Below are 18,510 nucleotides of genomic sequence, written 5' to 3' on the forward strand. Positions count from 1 at the left end.
TCTATCATAATAATTGTCTACCATCAAAAAGGAATTTATCATGGGCAAAAAAATTTCATTGAGTTTGATAGTTGCCGCTGTCATCGGTATTACAGGTTGTTCAAATTCAAGTGATAGCGCCACACAAAGTGCTCAAGAAGTCACAACCCTACGTTTTTCACATTTTTGGCCAGCCACCTCGACCACAAACACAGAAATATTTGAATACTGGGCAAAAAAAGTAGAGGCAGACTCTAAAGGAAAAATTAAAATTGAGATATTTCCTTCTGCAACACTCAGTAAACCAAACGCAACCTATGATGCGGTTGCCAATGGTGTGGTCGATATTGGGTCTACGCTCCAAGGCTATACCAATGGCCGCTTTCCATTGACTCAAATTTCTGAGTTGCCAGGACTCTCAAACTCGGCAACACAACTAAACTGTATGCTCCATAATCTATATGACGATGGTGTGATTGCAAGTGAGTATGAAGACACTCATGTGTTGTTCATGATGGGTACCGGACCTGGTGGTTTTCACACGGTTGACAAGCCAATTCGCACACCAGATGACTTAGCCGGGATGCGTATTCGAGGTCCTTCAGCCATAACGGGCAATATCATTGACGCGGCAGGTGGCACGCCAGTGGGGTTGCCAGTGACCGATCTTTACACCTCTTTGCAGCGGGGTGTATTGGACGGAATAAGCTTGCCTTGGGATGCTATGGGTTCCTTTAAGTTGACAGAGATAACCAACACTCATACCAACATCCCTTTTTATAGCTCGCCGATTGTTGTGACCATGAATAAAAATAAATATGAAAGCTTGCCAGATGATCTTAAAAAAGTCATCGATAATAATTCGGGTGCGGCGATGGCCAAAATAGCTGGCAAGGTGTTTGATGAAGATGACGCAAGATATATGGCTGAAGCCAAAGCTAAGGGCGATTCAATCATAGATATCCCCAATCCACTAGAAAATCCTGAATGGAAAAAACCTTTAGAAGCGGGCACACAAAAATATTTAACAGATCTTGCCAAGCTGGGTTTGGACGCTCAAACAGCTTATCAAAAAACTATAAAAGCTAGTGCCGCTTGTCAGTCTTAATGGCTAGGTCACTTGCTCCGATAGTAGGGTCTGTAAAGCAGTCAAATATTCAACAGACCTTAGTATTAACAATTTTGACAATCAACGCTTAGCAATAAGCAATTAGTGACAAGGATGTCTTTTATGTCTTCTATGCAGCATACAGATACTGTACAACAAGTGACGTTTCGTTTGATGCGTGAACTTAATATGACAAAAGTATTTGGTAATCCCGGCTCTACTGAGCTTAATTTTTTGAATGATTTTCCTGAAGATTTTGAATACATATTGGCCTTACAGGAGTCATCTGTTGTGGCGATGGCCGATGGTTATGCTCAAGCATCTGGTAATGCCGCTTTTGTCAATCTGCACTCAGCAGTAGGGGTTGGCCATGCCTTAGGAAATATATTCACAGCATATCGAAATCACACACCTTTGGTCATAACGGCAGGCCAGCAATCTCGTAGCATCTTACCATTTGCGCCTTATCTTGGCGCAGATCACGCTGCCGACTTTCCAAAACCGTATGTTAAATGGAGTATCGAGCCTGCGCGTCCTGAGGATGTGCCATTGGCAATCGCTCAAGCGTATCATATTGCAATGCAGCATCCACGTGGTCCAACCTTTGTATCGATACCCTCTGATGACTGGGACAAAACAACCTATATGCCTCATTACTCAAAAGTGATTGAGGGCACAATACCAACGGCGGCAGCCATTGATCAGCTGTTAGAGGTACTCAAAAACAGTCAAAATTTAGCCATAGTTGTTGGTGCAGATGTCGATAGGCAGGGCGCATTTGATACTGCAGTTAAACTGGCTGAGCGGCTACAAGCACACGTTTGGGCAGCACCGTATTCGAGTCGAGCCAGTTTTCCAGAAGACCACCCTCAGTTTGCAGGGTTTTTGCCTGCGCTTCCTGCGCATCTGTCAGAAAAACTGTCTGGGTATGATGTGATTCTGGTGATTGGCGCCCCTGTGTTTACGCTACACATTGCAGGAGATGTGACGATATTTGATTCAGCAGTCAAAATATATCAAATTACCGATGACCCAAAATATGCGGCATTTGCATCGGCAACCACCACTTTATTCGGTTCAATCAATCACAGTATTAGTGCCATGTTGGATAAAATCTTTCCTTTATCTGATTCTCAGAGTGACAAATTTGTCACGCCGCTGCGTCCTGCTACGCCCAAGGTAATGGGCGCAACCCCTATTCCAGTGGAATATGCCATTGATCTACTGTCACATGCACGATCATCTGACTCTATCATCGTCGAAGAAGCGCCTTCTCACCGATCTGTCATTCAACGTTTTTTACCCATTACACAAGCGCAAGGGTTTTTTACGATGTCTAGTGGCGGTCTTGGCTATGCATTACCGGCATCAGTAGGAGTCGCATTATCCACCAATAAACGGGTTGTGTGCTTGATTGGTGATGGGTCTTCTATGTATTCCATTCAAGCTGTTTGGACGGCTGCGCAGTTGAATTTGCCAGTGACATTTATTGTGCTAAACAATTTCGGGTATGGCGCCATGCATTCTTTTGGCAAAATCATGAAGAGTCAGTCTGTACCAGGGCTCGATTTGCCCAATATCGATTTTGTTCAATTGGCTAATAGTATGGGGTGTGAAGGTGCTCGTATCAAAGAGCACGAAAATCTGCCCGAAGCAATCCATAAAGCAGTCAATACATCGGGTTGTTATCTATTAGAAATCATTGTTGATGCAGATACCGGTAATATTTAGCAGCTATTTGTAATGCTGTGAGTTCCATTCAATAAAAAAGTATGATTTTAGACTTATATCTATATAAATATGAGTGTGAAAGGTTTTTTGGATTACTTGAGTTAGGTGGATAAACTTAAAACCATCAAGAAATAATAATTCATTGATAAGGAGATAGAAATGAAGAATGTTATTCCAGTATTAGGTATCATTGCCTTAAGTTTTAGCAGTCTTGTACAAGCTGATACATATATAGTTAATAATTATGCTGATGATAATTCACAAGGAACACTACGCTGGGCAATTGAACAGTCTAATACTAACAACACACAAGGAAATGAGATCTTAATCCAAGCTGTTGGTAGAGCACCTTATATAATTAAAGCTAGTAAACCATTGCCACCAATAAAATCCTCAGTGAAAATTATTGGAACGGAATGGGCTAAAACAGGAGAGTATATTGCAATTGATGGTTCGCAATATATCAAAGGCGAAGGTGCGAAAGCGTGTCCAGGAGCTAATCCTAAACAATATGGAACAAATGTACGTACTACGACATTACCAGGATTGGTTATACAAGATGTTGACGATGTGACGTTAAAAGGTTTAGGTATCCATCGTTTCTGTATTGGTGTGCTAATTAATCGTTCAAGTAATAATTTAGTTCAACACAATCGCATAAGTAATAATTATGGTGGTTCTGGTGTGATGCTTACTGGTGATGATGGTCAAGGTAATCCCACCTCAACGACAACTATCAACAATAAAGTGTTAGATAACTTATTTATTGATAATGGTGACGGTTTAGAGCTCACACGTGGTGCTGCGTTTAATCTTGTGGCAAACAATGTTTTTACTTCCACTAAATCTAATCCAGAGCCTTCGCAAGGTGTTGAGATTTTGTGGGGCAACGATAATACTGTAGTTGGTAATAAGTTTGAAAATTATTCTGATGGGTTGCAAATTAACTGGGGAAAACGCAATTACATCGCATATAATGAACTAACCAACAATTCAATTGGATTCAATTTATCGGGTGATGGTAATATTATTGATAGTAATAAAGTGCATGGTAACCGTATAGGTATAGCAATACGCTCAGAAAAAGATAGTAGCGCACGTACTACTTTAACTAAAAATTTAATTTGGGACAATAGTAAGGATATTAAACGTTGCGAAGCGGGTGGTTCTTGTGTGCTTAACCAAAATTTAGGCGCAATTATCTTTGGTGTTCCTGGATTGGAGCATGCTGATTTTATTGGGTCTCGTGGTGGTGGTGTAGTAATTGAAGGTGCGAATCTTCAAAAAACTTGTGCTAAGTCAGATAAGGATAATTGTAATAGTATTCCCAATCAAGCAATTCAAACACCGGAATTAAGTGTAAGTAAAGGGGATATTGTGGCAGAGATTAAGGCACAGCCAAACCAGCGTTATCAGCTAGAATTTTTTGCTAATAGTCGGGCAGGTTTTCAAGAGGCCGAACAGTATCTTGGATCAAAAATGGTAGTAACCAATGCTAGAGGAAAAGCAAAGGTGTCTTGGAAGACTATAACGGGCGTAGCAACAGTTACAGCCACATTAACTAATCACCTAGGTGCAACTTCTGAACTGAGTCCTGCTGTAGTTGTTCCTTAATGTCGTATTTTTTACTTAGAAACTATTATAAGCTTTGGTATGAAAGCTCTCACCTAGGTAAAATTCACGGTTTTCAAGGCATTTCAAGCTATTAATTATAAATCTTGAAATGCTTTTTTGTATTTTAAGGGTAGAGCATTACTCTCATATCTTTAAGATGTATTGAAATTCTAAGTGCTTTGAAATAAAAAGCTTTGGCTCCCGATATATTTTATAAAAATATTAAATTAAAACTGATTTAAACCCTATTTTTACAAAGAAACCCGATAAATCTGATTATTAGTAACTTGATGTATAGTCAAAACCCAATATTAAGTCCCCTACCTAGATAAAAATATGTGATCGATAAAGCCTTTCAAGCTATGAAATATCAAGCTTGAAAGGCTTTTTTGTGTTTTGAGGGTGAGGAGTTGCTTTTATGTTTTTAGTGGATTTTGAGTTTCTGAATGCTTTGAAATCAAAAGCTTTGACTCCCAACTAATTTTATAATAACATGATTATTATTCACTATTTTATGATAACTAATGAAAAATATTAAGTTAAAGCCAACTCAAAAGCTTCTTATATTAAATAAGGATAATTTATTCATCCATAATGATGCTAGAAAAGCACTAAAGATTTGGCATCAATTTAGACCGAAAACGTCGGATATTAATATGCATGCTTTGGATGATTATTATCGTCAACCATTACGTTTGGTAGCTGGCTTGGATGATACTTACTACTTCTTTAATGATTTTTGCAGAGTTGATCTTTTGCTAAGAGAGGAGATGGGTTTACGACAGCCGTGTCTTATAGGTGCTGAAAATCTAAATGACATCAAACGTCTAGCTTGGGCACAAGTTTTACAGTTGGCTTTCGTGAGGGGTTTGTACCATCCTGGATTTTTTAAAGCGATAAATAACAATGCACCAAAGCATATGATTTGTGAGCTCATGAAGGTTCGCGTTTTAACGATAGAGACTTATTGTCAGTTCGCTGGTATCAGCCAAAGCACATATGAATATCAACAAGGCAAGTCAGCACGTGAAGAACCAATTCTGGGACTTCCTAAAAGCATGAGCTGGTTGGAGTAATAAGCTATGTTAGATATTAGGCGTTTTGAGGAAAGTATTGCTAGGCAAGTATTAGATAAGTTGATACCACTTGATTCTCCGTATTGTCAAAAAATTCAACAGCTTGTTGTTCATGTTGTCAGCTTTATGCCTAATTATCATATCGTGATTGAAGGTTGGTCTAATATCGAAATGACATCTCTAACGACCATTGAATGTCAAAATATTGTTGAAGAAGTTATAAAGGAAGGGAAGATAGAGGTATGGGCGGTCACCTATATGTTGACGATTTTCTATCAAGTCCATGGCGAGATAAAAGTGGGTAGTAGTGCTTGGCGATTTATAAGTGGTTATCTACAAGCCATATTTATCATTGCAGCTCGGCAAGATAAGCATTTCCCCAAAGTTAATCAATTGGGCGTACGAGTTAGAATGGGGCTGAAGCCCAACAATCCACAAGGTGAGATAATTGATAATCTGATCACTCTACACTTAGAGGACTGTTCGCTACAGCAAGTTCTGACCCATTTGCGAGCATACGAGCATGAAACTCGAGTAGGAGAAGAATCAGGAGTACTTACGAATAAAAAGCTAGCAAGTAAAATTGGTCAAATCAGGTTGGCTTATGAGGTGGTCGCTGAAGATAAAGCTTTCATAAGTAAGAGGCGCTCTGCAAGCAGTTCGAAGCAAGAAAAGAAAACGAATACTAGAAAAAGGTATGTCGATGTTGATGACGAGCCGTTTTGCGCAATAACGTTTGGTGGTACGCATCAAGATAATAATATTGCTTTTGATGAAAACTTAGCTGAGAGTGACCCGATGCAGCTTGTAGACAACGGTTTCAAGCCAGCCAGATACGTGGCTAAGTCATCTGAGTTACAGCAGTGGAAGCTCAAAAATAACTATCTACATGCTAGGCGCAATCAGTTCCGTTTTCCTACTAATACTAGGCAGTTAAGTATTACTGGTTATCAAATGGTATTTGCCAGGCTATGGAAACTGTTTTTGACAGCAAGCTATACGGTGCGTCATTCATATGCAGTTCTTATACTATCACTGCTTAGTGGTCGCAAGATTCCAGATATCATTCATGAGTTGCAGCTAGAACGCAGTCTACGTTCGTGGCTTAAGTATGACAGTTCTAATGAGTCACATCTGGGTAGTATGAGCACCATGATTAACGTCACGCCAAATCGTCGAAGCCATTTATTGAAGCACAGACAGAGTCATGGTAGTGATTTTAAAATGCCGCTACCTATAGAGCTGCAATCGGTCATCGAAAACAAACTATCTGTTTCGGCTGATGAAGTTTTAGATGTGTTGAGATACGTTAAAGATCAGATCGGCATGCCAGCATTGACGAGCCAGCACATTGAGTCAGGCTTATTCATCATCATAAAAAATAAGATCGATGAACCATTACACGCAGATATGATTACTGGTGTGGATGTTAGGCATAGCTCGCCATTGTATTACATCAGTATTGAAACCAAAGTTTTGGAAGAAACCTACCGAAAAGCCATTTACCTTATTACTCGATATTGTGATGTTGATAGTCAAAATAAAATTCGACAACAAACCGGTGCTGAGATTGTGAGTAGCCATTACAAGCAATACATTGGCAGTGATATGGTACTAAAAAAACAGCATGCAAACAATTCTTTGAGCAGCTGGCAAGTGGCGCTGAAAGCTTTAATGGTTGTTTGAAGTGTAATCCAAGTAAAAAACAGGATCGTTACATCGAACAGTTCAACGCTTATAGTATTTGGCTGTGGCACATCATTATCATTCAAACTGGTATAAGGCCTGTCAAACATGCACCAGGTACATCTACTCAAATGACATTGGGTGGCACACCTCAAGCTAGAGAAATTGCTTTGACAGTCCCAAGAGGTGACAAAGGTGAAACAGGCAACCTACCGAATATCTACCCAACAACAACTCTAGATGCGCCAAACGTACATATAGCAAGCGATGGCACTTTTAAGCGCTCTAACGATACAAACAACGCCGCTTCGAGAAAAGTTGGAACAGCGCAAGGAAATTTGGCAGAAAGAAATGCCTTAGGTCGCGTGGTAGGAGTTGAAGCTATTGGTGTGGGACAAACTTGGCAAGACGTAACAGCTTCAAGGGTAGTAAACACTACATACACCAACAGCACAGCTAAACCCATTATGATTTACGTGTACTTTGGCTTAACAACCACGGGGTCGGATTTTTTGGTAGATGGTGTTGCTACTATGTCATCAAGCGCTAGTGCTGGTACGTCAGGGCAGGTTATTGTGCCAGTAGGTTCAACCTATAAATCACAATCAAGCTTTACAACATGGACGGAACTGCGGTGAAATATTATAAATTAGATAATCAGGTTTTTGCTTTTGAGTCTGACGGCTCACAAGATGAGTTTATCACTGACCAAATGGTTTTAATGACTGACAACGAAGTCTTATTCCACCAAAACAATGACGGCACACTAACTTATGATGCTGAGACAGACAGCATTATTGTCGATGACGCGCTAGTTGCTGCTAAAAAAGAGCGTGAGCAGTTACAAGTTTGGGAGAACATAAAATCATTACGTCAAGATAAAATGACAGGTGGTGTCTATGTGCTAAGCGTCGATAAGTATTTACACACTGATGAAACTTCCTCTATCCAGTATGCACAGATTGGTACAGCTATCAGTCTTGGTATGTTTCAACCCATGAACTGGAAAACAATGGAAGGTGACTTCATTGAACTAACAGAAGCTATTTTTCGGGAGCTACAGATAGAGATGATTGTTAATACTCAGAGTGTTTATGCTCGCGCTGAATACCATAAATATATGATGATGCAATCTGACAATCCGCTTGATTACGACTATTCGACAGGATGGGCAACATGAGTAAAGTTTATCTAGCGTTTTACTATAAAGACCGCAAGATTGAGAGCCTGCAAACCTTTTGGTATCGAGCATTTGACACGCTGACAAAAGTCGTCACATTGGGGCGTTATTCGCACTGTGAAATAGCAATCGAAAGTGCAGGTCAATACCGCTGCTATAGCTCATCAAAGCGTGATGGTGGTGTACGTGTTAAGCGCATGGCGTTACCTTCTAATACGTGGGATTTGGTTGATATATCGCCCCTAATCACCGAGCGAGGCGTGATGGACTTTTACGCTAAGACAAAAGGCATGGGTTACGATGTCATTGGCCTGCTATCACCAGTCGTCGGCAACATCCACGATAAAGACAAATGGTTTTGTTCGGAATGGTGTGGTGCAGCTTTAGGATTTCAGCAGCCAAATAAGCTATCACCTATCTCGCTTTATCGATTAGTCAGCAAATTATAAGAGCCGCCATATTGGCGGTTTTTTATTATCTAAAATTAGGGGGCTAGATGCTTAAAATTAAGTTTTGGCAGCTATGGTGGGCTTGCATAGCTGCTCTAGCTGCATCGTACCCGATTAGCGCATGGGCTACTGACCGCATTATTGATGCAGGTGTATTGCCAGCGCCTTTTCTACTGAGTTGGGCAGGCGTTTGGGTTTTTGCTACAGCAGGTGGTCTATGTGCTGCTTTTGTCAAAATACCCGAAATTGATAAGAGTTTCTATTATCCAAGCCTAGCAAAAGCATTAATCGGTGTGTTTATGGGTGTTGCATTAAGCCTGGCGGTAAATACATTCAATGAAGCGCAATCAGGCGCTTTGCCACTTTTTGCACTATTGGCAGGTCTATTTAGTGCGCCATTGGTGGCAGGTACGATGGTTTGGATCAGCAATCAAAAGCGTATAAATAAAACACTCAATCAAGCGGTACGTAGTCGCACTGGATTGGACACGTCAGTAGATGACGACTTTCAAATTGACACAGCTTACAAAAAAGGAGGCAGCGATGATAGCGCCAATCTATCTTGATTTAACGATGGCGGTATGCGCTGTTGTCCTAGGTTTGTTTGTCATGTTGACACGTATGCGAGTCGTGGACAACGGAGTTTATACGCCCATACTCGAACTAGCTTTAGTGTGTGCAGGTGCGCTAAGTTGGGCGGTTTATGGCTTCTTAGCAATATCAGCTATTACATCATACCCGCCATTGCACACAGTCGGCTATCAAGGCCACTGGGGTTATACGCTAGCAAGGTTTTTAGGCTTCGTTGCTTGGATGCTAGCGCTACTATTAATCACTAGGTATAGCGCATATATGCAGGTTCGAAAGGTATCAAAGAAATGCAAATACCACGCCCCATAACGGGGCTTTTTTAATGTCTAAAATAAGGCACAATTTATGAACGTGTTCGAAATGATTTTTGATAGATTGATGGACAACGAAGGCGGTTACGTCAATCATCCGAACGATCCCGGTGGTGAGACAATGTATGGTGTCACTAAGCGAGTTGCTAATGCTCATGGTTATTGGGATGATATGCGTAAGCTACCCAAATCACTAGCAAAAGAAATCACTGAAAAGTCATACTATAAAGCAGTGAAAGGTGATCAGTTGGATCGCTTAATTGCATGGCAGCTTACAGATGCAGCTTATAATCACGGTAACCGCCAGTCAGTCAAATTTTTGCAGCGTGCGGTTGGTGCTAGTGCAGATGGTTTGATTGGCCCACGTACATTGGCTGCAGTTGCAGTAATGGATAAAAACGATGTAGTATTCTTATTTAATGCTGAACGTTTAGAGTTTTACACTAGCATTCGTGGTTGGTTAAGTTTTGGGAAAGGGTGGGCAAGACGAGTAGCCGGTAACTTACGCTTTGCAGCTAGCGATAATTGAGCCCTGCCAATCGGCGGGGCTCTTTTTTTGTGTCTGCAACTAACACATCACACCAAATTGGCTCATAAAAGGATGAAACATCTCAGCATTGCATAGAAGTCCTTTTATATAAAGCGCTGCAACTGCTGTAATAGTCAGAGCTATCAATACCAATAATCCTGTCATCGCCCAATTGTTTAGGTTTTGATTATCACATGTTCCACAATACCAATAGTAATGCTTTATTCTAGCCCCGCAGTCTGGACATCTCTTATGATTAATGAACACTCAATTTATTTCCTATATCTAACTTAGATTCAAATTATATAATACTCGTATAAACCCAATAATTGTTAATTAATATTCAAGAGTTATTAATCAATGGTTGCTTTTAATTCATCGAGATAATCAGCCCACGCTTGCATCATTTCACGACGCTCATCTAAAAAAATCGTACGATTATAAGCACGACCGTGCATGTCCCTGACATTATGTCCCAACTGCATTTCAACCAAGTTTTCAAGGTATTTTAGTTTCTCAACTATCAGGGTTCTAGCAGTTGCCCTAAATCCATGTATCGTCTGCTTGGTCCCGTCATACCCCAATCGCTTTAAAGCCTGATTCATTGTATTTTCGCTCATTGGTTGTACGGTTGTATGAATAGCAGGGAATAGATATTTACTGCGAGCGTGTAGTGATAGCTCACGTATTATCTCAATGGCTTGTGCCGGCAATGGCACTATTAAGGATAGACCAGTTCGTCTTTGAGTTTTACGAGGTGTAAAAGTCCAAGTCCCTTCATCAAGATCGAAGTCATCCCATAGCGCATAACGTAACTCGCCAGCGCGCACAAATAGCATCGGCATTAATTTGATGGCTGTGCGTACTTCAAAGCTACCCTCATAAGTATCAATGGCGTTCAGCAAAATTCCTAATTCTTTTGGATCAATAATAGTAGGGTGGTGCTTTGTTGTTGGAGCCTGTAATGCTCCTATTAAGTCTTGAGTTATATCACGCTCACATCTGGCAGTCTGCACACCATACCTAAACACTTGGCCCGCAATAGTTCGCATCTTAATTGCTGTCTCATAATACCCTTGCACCTCTGCGGTTCTACATGCCTTCAATACGTCAATCGGCTTGATATCAGTGATAGGTATTTCACCAATGTGCTTATTCAGACGTTTAAGCTGTCTATTGTTATTTGTGATAGTGGCAGGGCTTACATTGCGCTTACGGCTCATGTAGTCCTCTGCTATTGCTGCAAACGTATTATTAGACAGTAGCTCTTGCTCACGTTTATCATCAATTTTCTGCTGCTGTGGATCGATACCTTGCGCCAATAGCGCGCGTATTTCCGATCGCTGTTGCCTTGCTTGTGCCAAGGTAACATCAGGGTAAAGCCCTAGCGTCATAGTCGCGTGCTTTTTGGTTATTGGTCTAACGTAATTCATACGCCAAGATTTAGCACCTAGCTTTGTGATATACAGATACATGCCGCTACCATCTGCAAGCTTGTAAGCCTTGTCTTGTATCTTCGCTTGCTTGACTTGCGTATCAGTCAAAGCCTTGATGGTTTTGGCCATTTTAAAGGTATCCTGTTTAAAGGTATTTGTAGATACCTGCTAGAATACCTCTAAAATGCTGTTATGCAAAGGTATCGTAAGTTATATAAAGTTATGATGTGATATGTTAAGGCATCAAAAAACCCCACAGCGTATAGGCTATGGGGTTATATGATAAATTATGATAATATTTATTGGTGCGCCCACCAAGACTCGAACTCGGATCGATCGCTTAGGAGGCAACTGCTCTATCCTGTTGAGCTATAGGCGCATTATGGAGTGACATTGTAGGAAAAAGCAGTCATAAAAGCAATCAACAAAATATAAAAAAAGACAATTTATGCTCATTCACCATTGCTAAGGGCATCAGCGACATTGGTTGATCCAGTTTCCGATACTTGTTGTGTACGTGATGTTGGATTAAATAGATCATTGACGCTGTTTTTATAACCCTCGATATTATAATAATCGTATTCTTTTAAGATATCTTGTCCTGTGCTTGAGAGTAAAAAGTTGCGGAACGTAATAGCAGCCGTGTTATCTGTCAAAATAACCCCTTCAAGCGTTTGCTCATCTTTTAACGCATAGCTAAAAGAATTCAGAGTACGTGCTTCTATATTGATATTACCATCAGTATCTTCCTCATCTTCATGACTAAATAGATTTTCTTTACTGGGCTCATCTGCACTGTCGGTAAGGGTATTACTTTGCTTGATTTTATCTTGAGCAGCTTTAAGCTCTGCTTGTAACGGTGCGAGTCTTTCTGTCGATAACCTATCATTAGCGATAATCATATCGACATCAAATACAAATTTTGACGGCTTGCTAGTGTCGTTATCTGATAAAGTTAGGATGTCACTTGCAGGGACGTAGTTTGCCACTACCTGTATGTGGGGATATCGAGACTCGAATCTAGCAATGATATCGTCTAAAGGTATCTGTAGACTTTTTTCCGCTTGCAAGTATACAGCACTATCATTCAGTGAATTTGCATCATCTTGAGTAGTGGTAGCTGTCGATGCATTTTTGTTTGCCATGATTGGCAAAGGATCTGTATTTTTACGGTTACTGGTATACAACCAAGCAAATATTGCAATGAAGATGACGAGTAGTATTAAAACCAGCCCAGCTAGCAGCAGTTTGTAGTCTTTCATGTATGACTGCTCTTTTTTTAATTGTTTTACGTTGGGTTTACATAAAAAGTTGTGATGGATTTATAATATATTTTAGATCTTTTGGTGCAATACCTCATCTGCTAAATCTGCGAGCATGTCTGCGAAAACATCTGTTTCTAACGGTAGCGTTGTTTTTTGCTCATTATTGTCGCTACTTAGCTGATTCTCTGTATTTGATGGGATAGGAGGGGAGTTTGAAGGCAAAGCAGGTTGATCGTTAGTTGTTCTCGCGGGCATTGTTTGGTGCGCAGCCAAAGGCGACTCGCCGGAGGTAAGTTTTTCTGTCAGCCATTTAAATCCATGTGCTTCCCACCATGCTTCAAAGCGTGGTAACGTACTCCCGCGCACAGCAACTGGCAAGTTTAATGTGCGAAGCTTTTGTGCCAGTATAGGGTCGCTAATGGCTTGATGGATACTGAGATAGAGCGATTTACTGTCATCAGTATAAGGTTGTCTGTTTTGCCACGATCTATCATCAATTTTCATACGTGGCAATTGCCACAGTTCACCGCGATAGTAAACGACGTACAAACGTCGCTTAGGGTGAACAAAAATGGCATCAATAGGACGCAAGGGCATAATATTTCGTTATCCCGCTGATAAAAAAGGTTGAGGGTACATAAACTATAACAGCTATTTTAACAAAAACGACGATAGTCTTTTTTGATCTTCACAATTCGACGGGAAACGACACTAAATGTCGTGAACAATTGTACTGATAGCATATATACTAGTAAACTATAGCTATCAATGGCACACTGATCATCAGCGTATTTCCATCATTTCTATGACTCAATAATCATTGATAGTTGTCGTTATTTTCATGCTATATAAAACTGCAATGTTAGCAGAAGCAAATGTTGACCACGACTACGAAATATAGATTCACCAGTGTTGTTCAACAGACCCTATTATAACAAGTTTATTTTAGCTAAATTTTTGCTAAAACGATAGATACCTCAAGACCTTCAAGCAAGATTCGTTCGTTTTGCGCTTCCATACTTCCAATCAGATTAGTGTCTATGTTTACCATTATTCAATCGCACCGCACCGAAAACCTTGTAGATCAACTGCTTATACAATACCAGTCCAAGGGTCAGCCTGTTTTTGAGCCTTTTATTGTCATTGTGCCCTCAATGGTATTGGGCGATTGGTTGGACAAGACGATTGCCAGCCGTGCTGGTATTAGTACGTTGGTGCGTACTAAGTTCTGGGGTCAGTATCAATGGACGCTGATGCAAGATGTATTGACTCGCCATAATGCGTACTTACTGGCGCAAAACCCTGAAGCGACAACTCTAAACGTGCCGGAAGTGGCGGTGTTGTCACCAACGGTAATGCAATGGCGACTGTTTGGGTATTTGACTTACTATCAAGAGTCGATTGTTGCAGATGAAAAACATCCGGTTTATCCATTACTGGCATCTTTGATTGATGACCCACAGGCAAGTGCTCAACAAGACAGCTTACAACAGGATAAAGCGCAACAAGATGCCCGTATTTGGCAGTTGGCAAGCGATTTGGCGAGGGTGTTTAACCGCTACTTGACCCACCGTGAGGATTGGTTGGCGCTATGGTCGCACAACGAGCCGCTGGATGTAGATGAGTTGATAGCAGATAAAGATGCACTGTCACTGCGCTTTGATAAATATGCGCGTGGCACGCCTGAGTGGTTGGTCGAGCATTATGTTGAGTTGGAAATTGCCCAACGATTCTTGTGGGCGCATTTATTTGCTGATGTTCATCTACACCGTGTGGCACTGGAGCGTGCGTTCTGGTCGGCTTTAAAAGGTAACAAGGCGAATGAGCGCGATCAGTTGCCCAAAGTACTGCGTATATTTACCATCCAGCAACTGCCACAGACCGAGCTAGACTTCCTACAGCGCTTGTCGCAATACATGAATATCACGCTATTGCATTACAATCCATCAAAGCTGTTTTGGGCGGATATCGTCGATAAATCGTGGTTACAGCGTCAGCAGATTATTAATCCTGAAAGCGTGTTTTTGCGTGATTATGGTCACAGTTTGCTATCACGTTTAGGCAAGCAGTCGCGCGATGCGTTTGCCATGCTTGCCAACTTGTCTGGTAATGAGCAGTACGACGATGCGCTGGTTGAATGGCAAGATAACTTTGATGAGACGCTGAGCATTGGTTCTAATAATGGGGTTGCTGCTGAGTACATCGATGATACTAGTAGCGCTCAGAATAGTCCAAGTTTGTTAAAGCGTTTGCAGAACGATGTGCTGATGCTGGATGAGCAATCGACCCAGCAAGCAACGGCCGCTACAGTCTCGCAAGCGGTAAGTAAGCAACTAGAGCCAAGCTTTGATGAAGAAAAGCCAGAAACGGCCTGGTATGAAGATGAAGCGTTAGAGAATAAGCGCTTTGAGAAAGACCGCTTTTGGGCAATCTCTTCGCAAGATAATAGCCTAAGCATTCATTCGTGTCATAGTTTGCAGCGCCAGCTTGAAGTGTTGCGTATTATGATTGGCCGTTGGTTGAACGAACCTATCAAACTGGGTGAAAAGAAACGTCATATATCTGACATTGTTGTGCTGCTACCCGATGTTGAACGGCATCATGCACTGATTGGCTCTATTTTCGTTAATGGTAAGGGTCAAGACGGTTTGACTTTGCCTGCTAAAGTGACTGGTGTTGTTGATGCCGATATTCGCCAGTTGTGGGAAGCGATTATCGGTTTTTACAAGCTATTGGGTAGTCATAGTGCTCGTTTTGAAGCAGCTGAAGTCTTAGACTGGCTCATGTTACCGCCTTTATTTGAAAGCTTTGGACTGACTCATGAGCAGATGAGCCGTGGCTGTGATTTGTTGGTAGAGGCGGGCTTTATCCGTGGTTTTGACGAGCTACATCTTAAGCAAACTTTGGATAGTAATGACTATGACTATCGCTTTAGCTTTGCACAAGCACTAGACAGATTGACCCTAGGTCTGGTCATGCCAGAGGCTGAGTTGAGCGACTGCTTATATGCTCTAAATGAAGATGAGTGGCCAAGTACTGCATTGCCAGAAATGACCTTGCCGTTACCACAAGTGAGCCTAAATGATGCGCTGATTGTTGAAGCGCTTTGCCGCATTTATACCGGCTTGGTTGCACGTCGTGATGACCATACACAAAAAATGAAAGCGGAAGATTGGCTCGATCAGATTGAGACACAAGTTATCCATCGCTACTTTGGCGATGTGGACCAAACGCGTACCATGCGCGCCATCTACAACGCGATGAATGGCTTTAAATCAAGTCTGCGAGCCAATCGTCACTATAGGCAGTACGCTAGTGGTGATGTCGACAACAGAGAAGTGGAGCAGAGGCTGGCAGGTGTGGAGCAGTTGCCGCTCAAGCTGAGCTTTATGCTAGACAGTATCGAAAACGAGCTTGAAAGTCAGCAAGTCAGTGCGGAACCGACAGGTGTGATTACCTTTGGTCGATTTGGTGCACTAAGAAACGTGCCGTTTGAGTTGGTAGTGATGCTCAATATGGATCTCTCTGAGTTCCCAGGGCGTGACCGTGATAACCGCTATGATTTGATGAAAGCGACCAATGCACGCCGTGGTGATAGAGTTAGTGAAGATGATGACAATGGTGCATTTTTAGATGCACTACTATGTGCGCGCAGTGCTTGCTGGATGTTCTATAACGGTCAAAGCTTGACGGACACTCATGAGCATCTGCCTGCCAACCCAGTGAGCGAGCTATTGCAATTCCTACAAGGTGAGGTGCAATGGCAGGTGAACTCGCTGGAGACATTACCTAAGGATATTGATCCCACTACCGAAAGTCTCAAACGCTATTTGCCTAAATTGATTAAGCAGTGGTTAGTAACTGAGCATCCTGCACTGCCTTTCCATGAGAGCCTGTTTGAGACAGAAATTGAAGGCGCTGATGTTTTTGAGCAAGTTCCTCCTGATATTGATGACAATGCTAATGCCAATATTACTATCAATGCTCAGGATTCCAGCCCTGTCGATATGATTGACGAGCTGGATACTCTATTAAATACAGCCATGCGCAAAACCAAACTGGCTCAGAAAAAACAGTTTCCACCTGCGCCGCTTTGGCAAGCGGTGTTTGATACATTGAAGGGGCGAGTATCTAGTGAGCCTATGCAACTGGTCGGCTTACCTACAAAAGTACAGTATGAGTCAATCGCTCAGGTGCTTGGTCAAGGCTTGGGTCAGCTAGGTCAAGTAGATAATCAAACCTTGTCTGCATTGGCTGAATTGTTGGCGCTAGATACAGCTGTTGATGCTAGCAATGTCAATAACATAACAGAGGCGTTATCTGATAGCATATTTAATGTTAGTGAGATAGATATTGAAGGGGTGTTGGCTTACCAAGTACGCCATCCTGCCAAAGCATTTTTACGGTCTCAGAAGGTACATGTGGTGCAAGGTGAAGAAGCACTGTCGCAGCAAGAGCCGCTATTCTTGGACAGTCTGACTACCTATCAAATCAAAGATCATTTGATTAAACAGTTGGTTACTGATGAGAATAAGAAGGATGATAGTAATGCAGCGGATGAAACCACTACGCCAATCCTGATGTATCAAAAAATTATGCCCGCTGGTGTCGCTCGCCAAACTACATTACCCAATCAACAAAAAAAACTACAACAGAAATGCTTGGAATTCAAAGAGCAATTAATGGCTAATGGCTTTGATGAGAGCAGTATTCTCAACGAGAGTGGAGCAGATGTCGCTACAGTATTACAGCTACTGACGCCAACTGCCGAGCATCCGGTTCAGATAGAGCTAAAAAATATACTGAACAATACTGATAACGAGTCAGGCAATCAGACGTATATAGAGGGTGTAGAAGCACTGCTTAAGCTGTTGCCGAAAGTTATTAAGATCAAAGGCTCAGTACCTATATTAGCACCCATATCAATTATTCAGGCGGGCGTGCATTATGCTCAGCAATCACCCAAGCAATGGTTAAATATACTGCCCAATTCTGCCAGTCCCAGGCATTTACTCAAGTTTTGGTTGTCACATTTGTATTGGCAAGTGGCCAGACGTACCACTGCCGAACAAGTGGTATTAAATGATGGCGTGAGTATTTGGCGCTTCAATAAGGCTAGCTCACAAGTTGGTAACTATAAAGATGTAATCGCATTTAAACTAAGCCCAATTGTCTATGAAGACGCTGTAATTGAGCTGATAAAATGGGCAGTTTTTGGCAAGTTAACGGGTCAAGTACCTATTACATTATTACCAGAATATGCACTCAATTACCTTGATAAGTATCTAAAGCCTGAAGAAGGTGGCGGTAATAGCTATTGGCCAAAACGTGCCGACTTCTCCGACTGGTTAAGACCTAACTACAACTCAGATACGGTATACGATACTTGCTCGCAGCATGCCATTTGGCAATACGTACTGCGTGACCAAGATGCGTTTAAGGCTTTGTCAGCAGCGTTGACTACATTAGCTCAGCCACTGTATGAGCCGATGTTTAATGCGTTAACTAACTTAGATGGTTAGCTCATTATCTAAAGCAGCCCCTAATTAATTTTT

The 18,510-nt window shown here is 41.6% G+C and carries 15 protein-coding genes and 1 tRNA gene; 12 read left to right on the forward strand and 4 right to left on the reverse strand.

The annotated features are described in order from the left end of the window. The first annotated feature begins 40 nt into the window (after positions 1-40). The 11 genes from I6E83_RS08040 (at position 41) to I6E83_RS08090 (ending at position 10,254) form a co-directional block, all read left to right on the forward strand. Positions 41-1,087 (forward strand): TRAP transporter substrate-binding protein, encoded by a 1,047-nt coding sequence (locus I6E83_RS08040; RefSeq protein WP_197101021.1) that lies wholly within the window; start codon positions 41-43, stop codon positions 1,085-1,087. Positions 1,088-1,210: 123 nt separating this feature from the next. Continuing rightward, positions 1,211-2,818, forward strand: a complete 1,608-nt coding sequence (gene mdlC, locus I6E83_RS08045; RefSeq protein ID WP_227680878.1) for a benzoylformate decarboxylase — start codon at positions 1,211-1,213, stop codon at positions 2,816-2,818. 159 nt (positions 2,819-2,977) lie between these two features. Continuing rightward, positions 2,978-4,432: a NosD domain-containing protein gene (locus I6E83_RS08050; RefSeq protein WP_197101024.1), complete on the forward strand. Its 1,455-nt coding sequence runs from the start codon at positions 2,978-2,980 to the stop codon at positions 4,430-4,432. 524 nt (positions 4,433-4,956) lie between these two features. Continuing rightward, positions 4,957-5,508, forward strand: a complete 552-nt coding sequence (locus I6E83_RS08055) for a hypothetical protein (protein ID WP_197101025.1) — start codon at positions 4,957-4,959, stop codon at positions 5,506-5,508. Positions 5,509-5,514: 6 nt separating this feature from the next. After that, positions 5,515-7,194: a hypothetical protein gene (locus tag I6E83_RS08060; protein ID WP_197101026.1), complete on the forward strand. Its 1,680-nt coding sequence runs from the start codon at positions 5,515-5,517 to the stop codon at positions 7,192-7,194. After that, positions 7,191-7,832, forward strand: a complete 642-nt coding sequence (locus tag I6E83_RS08065; RefSeq protein WP_197101027.1) for a hypothetical protein — start codon at positions 7,191-7,193, stop codon at positions 7,830-7,832. Before I6E83_RS08060 ends, I6E83_RS08065 begins: the two co-directional genes overlap by 4 nt. After that, positions 7,829-8,374 (forward strand): DUF4376 domain-containing protein, encoded by a 546-nt coding sequence (locus tag I6E83_RS08070; RefSeq protein ID WP_197101028.1) that lies wholly within the window; start codon positions 7,829-7,831, stop codon positions 8,372-8,374. The genes I6E83_RS08065 and I6E83_RS08070 overlap by 4 nt, the downstream gene beginning before the upstream one ends. After that, entirely contained in the window at positions 8,371-8,823 is a 453-nt protein-coding gene (locus I6E83_RS08075; protein WP_197101029.1) for an enoyl-CoA hydratase, read from the forward strand. Before I6E83_RS08070 ends, I6E83_RS08075 begins: the two co-directional genes overlap by 4 nt. A gap of 47 nt (positions 8,824-8,870) precedes the next feature. After that, positions 8,871-9,389 (forward strand): hypothetical protein, encoded by a 519-nt coding sequence (locus I6E83_RS08080; RefSeq protein WP_197101030.1) that lies wholly within the window; start codon positions 8,871-8,873, stop codon positions 9,387-9,389. Further along, on the forward strand, positions 9,367-9,723 hold the full coding sequence (locus I6E83_RS08085) for a hypothetical protein (RefSeq protein ID WP_197101032.1): 357 nt from the start codon (positions 9,367-9,369) through the stop codon (positions 9,721-9,723). Before I6E83_RS08080 ends, I6E83_RS08085 begins: the two co-directional genes overlap by 23 nt. A gap of 36 nt (positions 9,724-9,759) precedes the next feature. Next, the gene (locus tag I6E83_RS08090; protein WP_197101033.1) at positions 9,760-10,254 is read left to right on the forward strand and encodes a glycoside hydrolase family 108 protein; all 495 of its coding nucleotides are present in this window, start codon (positions 9,760-9,762) and stop codon (positions 10,252-10,254) included. 353 nt (positions 10,255-10,607) lie between these two features. On the opposite strand, the gene I6E83_RS08095 is transcribed toward I6E83_RS08090, so the two are convergent. From I6E83_RS08095 to I6E83_RS08110, 4 genes are all read right to left on the reverse strand, one after another. After that, positions 10,608-11,819, reverse strand: coding sequence for a tyrosine-type recombinase/integrase (locus I6E83_RS08095; protein WP_197101034.1), 1,212 nt, complete (start codon positions 11,817-11,819; stop codon positions 10,608-10,610). A gap of 174 nt (positions 11,820-11,993) precedes the next feature. Continuing rightward, positions 11,994-12,069 (reverse strand) — tRNA-Arg (locus tag I6E83_RS08100). A 73-nt stretch (positions 12,070-12,142) separates the two neighbouring features. After that, positions 12,143-12,952 (reverse strand): hypothetical protein, encoded by an 810-nt coding sequence (locus I6E83_RS08105; protein WP_197101037.1) that lies wholly within the window; start codon positions 12,950-12,952, stop codon positions 12,143-12,145. 72 nt (positions 12,953-13,024) lie between these two features. Continuing rightward, positions 13,025-13,552 (reverse strand): hypothetical protein, encoded by a 528-nt coding sequence (locus tag I6E83_RS08110; RefSeq protein WP_197101039.1) that lies wholly within the window; start codon positions 13,550-13,552, stop codon positions 13,025-13,027. Between the two features lie 443 nt (positions 13,553-13,995). Here I6E83_RS08110 and I6E83_RS08115 point away from each other — a divergent pair, with 443 nt between their 5' ends. Then, positions 13,996-18,477, forward strand: coding sequence for an exodeoxyribonuclease V subunit gamma (locus I6E83_RS08115; RefSeq protein WP_197101040.1), 4,482 nt, complete (start codon positions 13,996-13,998; stop codon positions 18,475-18,477). Positions 18,478-18,510: the final 33 nt, after the last annotated feature.

This window comes from Psychrobacter sp. SZ93C1 (genome assembly GCF_015864635.1).
In the GTDB taxonomy this organism is placed as follows: Bacteria; Pseudomonadota; Gammaproteobacteria; order Pseudomonadales; family Moraxellaceae; genus Psychrobacter; species Psychrobacter fozii.

Excerpts from the sequence above, each read along its gene's own strand:
- I6E83_RS08080 (WP_197101030.1), top strand. The coding sequence starts at position 8,871 with ATGCTTAAAATTAAGTTTTGGCAGCTATGGTGGGCTTGCATAGCTGCT.
- I6E83_RS08060 (WP_197101026.1), top strand. The coding sequence starts at position 5,515 with ATGTTAGATATTAGGCGTTTTGAGGAAAGTATTGCTAGGCAAGTATTA.
- I6E83_RS08050 (WP_197101024.1), top strand. The coding sequence starts at position 2,978 with ATGAAGAATGTTATTCCAGTATTAGGTATCATTGCCTTAAGTTTTAGC.
- I6E83_RS08055 (WP_197101025.1), top strand. The coding sequence starts at position 4,957 with ATGAAAAATATTAAGTTAAAGCCAACTCAAAAGCTTCTTATATTAAAT.
- I6E83_RS08085 (WP_197101032.1), top strand. The coding sequence starts at position 9,367 with ATGATAGCGCCAATCTATCTTGATTTAACGATGGCGGTATGCGCTGTT.
- I6E83_RS08110 (WP_197101039.1), bottom strand. The coding sequence starts at position 13,552 with ATGCCCTTGCGTCCTATTGATGCCATTTTTGTTCACCCTAAGCGACGT.
- I6E83_RS08105 (WP_197101037.1), bottom strand. The coding sequence starts at position 12,952 with ATGAAAGACTACAAACTGCTGCTAGCTGGGCTGGTTTTAATACTACTC.
- I6E83_RS08115 (WP_197101040.1), top strand. The coding sequence starts at position 13,996 with ATGTTTACCATTATTCAATCGCACCGCACCGAAAACCTTGTAGATCAA.
- I6E83_RS08075 (WP_197101029.1), top strand. The coding sequence starts at position 8,371 with ATGAGTAAAGTTTATCTAGCGTTTTACTATAAAGACCGCAAGATTGAG.
- I6E83_RS08040 (WP_197101021.1), top strand. The coding sequence starts at position 41 with ATGGGCAAAAAAATTTCATTGAGTTTGATAGTTGCCGCTGTCATCGGT.
- I6E83_RS08095 (WP_197101034.1), bottom strand. The coding sequence starts at position 11,819 with ATGGCCAAAACCATCAAGGCTTTGACTGATACGCAAGTCAAGCAAGCG.
- I6E83_RS08090 (WP_197101033.1), top strand. The coding sequence starts at position 9,760 with ATGAACGTGTTCGAAATGATTTTTGATAGATTGATGGACAACGAAGGC.
- mdlC (WP_227680878.1), top strand. The coding sequence starts at position 1,211 with ATGTCTTCTATGCAGCATACAGATACTGTACAACAAGTGACGTTTCGT.